Source organism: Protofrankia sp. CiP1_Cm_nod1 (assembly GCF_920888515.1).
Lineage (GTDB): Bacteria > Actinomycetota > Actinomycetes > Frankiales > Frankiaceae > Protofrankia.
The window spans coordinates 1-4,248 of sequence record NZ_CAKKTM010000309.1 but is presented as its reverse complement, the minus strand read 5'-3'; the positions used below and the strand labels follow the sequence as shown (position 1 = coordinate 4,248).

General features: G+C 74.1%; 4 protein-coding genes. All 4 read left to right on the top strand.

Features of this window, described 5'->3' with window-relative positions; genetic code table 11:
* The coding region (locus NBX02_RS13830) for an iron-sulfur cluster assembly accessory protein (protein ID WP_250291644.1) at positions 1-547 on the top strand (547 nt) is incomplete at its 5' end.
* Positions 548-566: 19 nt separating this feature from the next.
* Positions 567-1,514: a HesA/MoeB/ThiF family protein gene (locus tag NBX02_RS13825; protein ID WP_445548423.1), complete on the top strand. Its 948-nt coding sequence runs from the start codon at positions 567-569 to the stop codon at positions 1,512-1,514.
* Entirely contained in the window at positions 1,511-2,728 is a 1,218-nt protein-coding gene (locus NBX02_RS13820; protein WP_445548422.1) for a cysteine desulfurase family protein, read from the top strand. Before NBX02_RS13825 ends, NBX02_RS13820 begins: the two co-directional genes overlap by 4 nt.
* Before the next feature lie 631 nt (positions 2,729-3,359).
* Positions 3,360-4,248 (top strand): serine/threonine-protein kinase (locus NBX02_RS13815; RefSeq protein ID WP_250291643.1); only part of this gene is annotated, 889 nt, incomplete at its 3' end.

The window sequence follows — 4,248 nt, the reverse complement described above, 5'->3', positions numbered from 1 at the left end:
GCTCGACCGGGAGGGGACCACCCCCGGCGCCGGCCTGCGGGTCGGCGTCGACGGCGACGGCGGCGGCTGCGCCGGGCACCGGTACCGGCTGGCCGTCGAGCCCGCGCCGCGCGCCGGCGACGTCGTCACCCGGGCGGCGGACTTCGACGTGTTCGTCGCCGCGGACGCGGTCCACCAGTTCGACGGCATGCGCATCGACTACAGCGAGTCGCTGATGTCGTCCGGCTTCACCTTCTACAATCCACATGCGCGCGGTCACTGTATGTGTGGGCCGTCGTTCGCCCCGCCCGTCCAGCCGGACGGGGTGGAGACGTCGCTGCTGCAGAAGGCGAACGTGGCGATCCAGCACATCCGGCCGCACCTGCAGCTGGTGGGCCGGGACGCGTCCGTGGTCGGGGTCGCCGACGGGGTGGTCTCGGTGCGGCTGACCGGCGCCGGGCTCGAGCGTGATGCCGACGTCCTCGAACTGGTGAAAACGGTCGAACAGCAGCTCAAGGACGCCGTCCCCGACGTCCGGCGGGTAATCCCCGCATCCGTGGGCCGGTAGCGGAAGGCAGGGGGACGACATGGACATGCGGCGGTTCGAGCGCCAACTGACACTGAGCGGTTTCGGGCTACCGGGACAGGAGCGGCTGTGCGAGGCGACGGTGCTTGTGGCAGGTGTGGGTGGGGTGGGCGGCGCCGTCGCCACCTACCTGGCCGCGGCTGGCGTCGGGCGGCTGGTCCTCGTGCACCCCGGCGCCCTCGAGACACCCGACCTCAACCGACAGACGCTTATGCGACCCGACCGGGTCGGTGAGCCACGGGTGGCCTGCGCCGCCGACACCCTGCGGGAGCACTACCCCGACGTCACGGTCGAGGCGTGGGACCGGGACCTGTTCGACCCGCTCCTGCCCGGCCTCGTCGCCGGCGCGGACGTGGTCGTCGACGCCCGCCACAACTTCCCCGAACGGTTCCGGATCAACCGGATGTGCCTGGACCTGGGGGTGCCGCTGGTCTTCGCGGCCATGAACACCACCGAGGCCCAGCTGCTGACGGTGCTGCCTGGCGACCCGTGCCTGCGCTGCGTGTTCGCCGACGGCGACCCGGAGTGGGACCCGCTCGGCTTCCCGGTGCTCGGCGCGGTGGCCGGCACCGTGGGCTGCCTGGCGGCCATGGAGGTCATCAAGATCGTCTCCCGGTTCGGTGAGCCGTCCACCGGGAAGCTGCTCGCCTTCGACCTGTGGGACATGGACTTCCGGTCGTTCCCGGTGACTCACGACCCGCAGTGCGTCGACTGCGGGCCCATCCGGCGGCAGCCGTCGCGCCCACAGCCGTACACGGTGCGCCGCGTCCCGCTGCCGGACGTACCGGACGTACCGGACGTACCGGATGTGCCGGATGTGCCGGAGGCGTCGGCGGGCATGCCCGGCCTGGCGGACACGGCCGGCGCGGCCGGCGCGGCCGGCGTCGGTGGGCTGGCCGCGGCCGGGGCCGGGCCCGGCGTCCGGTGCGGTCACGACGATCCGCTGTGACCGGGCCCGTGACCAAGATGATCTACTGTGACTACAACGCGACGACCCCGGTCGACCCGCGGGTGCTCGACGCGATGCTGCCGCTGTTCACCGAGGACTTCGCGAACGCCTCCAGCGGACATGCCGCCGGCCGCGCGGCCGCCCGCCTGGTCGAGCGGGCCCGCGAGCAGGTCGCGGCCCTGGTCGGCGCCGGCCGGCACAGCGTCGTGTTCACCGGCGGCGCCACCGAGGCGGCCAACCTCGCGATCCACGGCGTCCTCGCCGGTGCCGAGCCCGGCCGCCGGCACGTCCTGGTGGCGGCCACCGAGCACAGGGCCGTTCTCGCGGCGGCCGGGCAGGCCGCGCGGCTGCACGGCGGCTCGGTCGAGCTGATCCGGGTGCTGCGCGACGGCACCCCCGACCTCGACCATCTCGCCGCGCTGCTGGCGAAGCTGCCCGGGCAGGTCGGGCTGGTCGCGGTGATGGCCGCGAACAGCGAGACCGGCGCGCTCGCGGACGTCCGGCGGGCCTGCCGGCTCGCGCACGGCGCCGGCGCGCTGTACCTGTGCGACGTCACCCAGGCCGCGGGCCGGATCCCCGTCGCCGTGGAGACGCACGGGATCGACCTCGCCGTGCTCAGCGCGCACAAGATGTACGGGCCCAAGGGGGTCGGCGCGCTCGTCGCCGGCCGTCCGCTGCAGAACCGGCTGACACCGCTGATCGTCGGCGGTGGCCAGGAGCGGGGGCTGCGCAGCGGCACCGTCAACAGCGCCGGCATCGTCGGGTTCGGTGCCGCCGCGCAGCTCGCCGCCGAGCGGCTGCCCGCCGACGCCGACCGGCTGCGCCACCTGACCGCGCTGCTGCACGGCCTGCTGATGGAGAAGATCCCCGGCGTGGAGCTCAACGGCCCGGCCGTCACCCGGCTGCCGAACACGGTGAACCTGCGTTTCGCCGGGGCGGACGCCGACGCGGTGATGACGTCGATGCCGCGGGTCGCGGTGTCGGCGGGCAGCGCCTGCAAGGGCGCGAGCACCGAGCCGTCCCACGTGCTGACGGCGATGGGCCTCGACGCGGCCGCCGCCCTGGAGAGCCTGCGCTTCAGCCTCGGCCGCCCCACCACCGAGGACGAGGTGCACGCGCTGGCCACCCACGTCGCCACCGCCGTCACCCACGTCCGCTCCCTCCGCACCCGCCCCCACGCCTCTCCCCACGCATCCCCCCGCGCCCACGCCTGACCAGCGGTCCGGCCGCGTTCCCCGGGACTGTCCGGGCGGCGGCATAACGGGCGGCGGTGTAACGGGCAGCGGTGTAACGGGCTGCAGTGGTCAGGCGTTTCCGCAGGTCGCGACCTCCATCTCGGGAACAGGGATCAGGACTTTCTGGCGCTCCCCGTTCCCGGCCGGCCTGACGCACCTTTCAGGGAGCCGGAGCCGAGCCGAGGCCACCTGATGGATGCGGCCGGCGGCCACAGCACCGTCAGAGCCGAAGGCGTAGGTGAAAACCGTCGTTGCGGCGCCGCTTTCCACCTACAGCTTCCGCATCCGTAGGTGGAGACCGTTGTTGTAGTAGCGGTTTCTACCTACAGGCAGGCTGATGCGTTCGGGAGGGTGGCAGGGCGGTCGACCGCGGGTGGCGGGCGCGGGATAAAGATCGTCGTTCTGGGTGGGACGATGCCGTGGTGAGCGGTTGCGGTGGGGACGAGGAGCCTGGCTCGTGAACGGTCGAGGGGAGGAGCTCAGCGTCCCGTACGCGGATGGAGCACCCCACCGGCGTGGAGCCCCCCATGCGGACGGAGCCCCGCATGCGGACGGAGCTCCATATGGGGACGGAGCGGCCCCGCCGCGGTTACCGGCCGGGGTGCGGCCGGTGCCGGGGGACCCGCGGTACATCGGTGGCTACCGGCTGCTGGGGCGTCTGGGCGAGGGCGGCATGGGAGTGGTCCATCTCGGGCAGGCGCCGGACGGGCGGCTGGTCGCGGTGAAGGTCGTGGCCTCCCGTTACGCCCAGGACGAGGAGTTCCTGCTCCGCTTCCGCCAGGAGGGCGAGCATGCCCGCCGGGTGCCCCGGTTCTGCACCGCAGAGGTGCTCGACGTCGACGTCACCGCGCAGCCGCCGTATCTGGTGACCGAGTACATCGACGGCCCCACGCTGACCGAGGCGGTCCGCTCCGGCGGCCCGCTGCGCAAGGCCGAGCTCGACCAGCTCGCGGTCGCGATGGCCACCGCGCTGTCCGCGATCCACGGGGCGGGGCTCGTCCACCGCGACCTCAAGCCGGGCAACGTCCTGCTGTCCCGGATGGGCCCCCGGGTGATCGACTTCGGGATCGCCCGGTCGCTGGAGACGTCCGCCGGGCTGACGGCGACCGGCGTGGTGCTGGGAACCGGCAGCTACATGCCGCCCGAACAGCACATGGGCCACGGCGTGACGGCGGCCTCGGACGTGTTCGCCTGGGGCGGGGTGATGGCCTTCGCGGCCAGCGGCCGCGCCCCGTTCGGCAACGGCCCGCCGCACATGATCGCCTACCGGGTGGTGCACGGCGAGCCGGACGTGGCACCGCTGGACCCGCCCCTGCGCGAGGCCGTGTCCGCGGCCCTGCGCAAGGACCCGGCCGCACGGCCCACCGTGGGGCAGCTCCTGCAGCTGCTGGGCGTGCCGGGTGGCGGCCTGCCCGTCCATCCCCGGCGTCCGGCCGCCGCGCCCGCGCCGCCGCCCGCCGCGCCATGGCCCACGCATCCACCCGCGCCGCCGGCACACC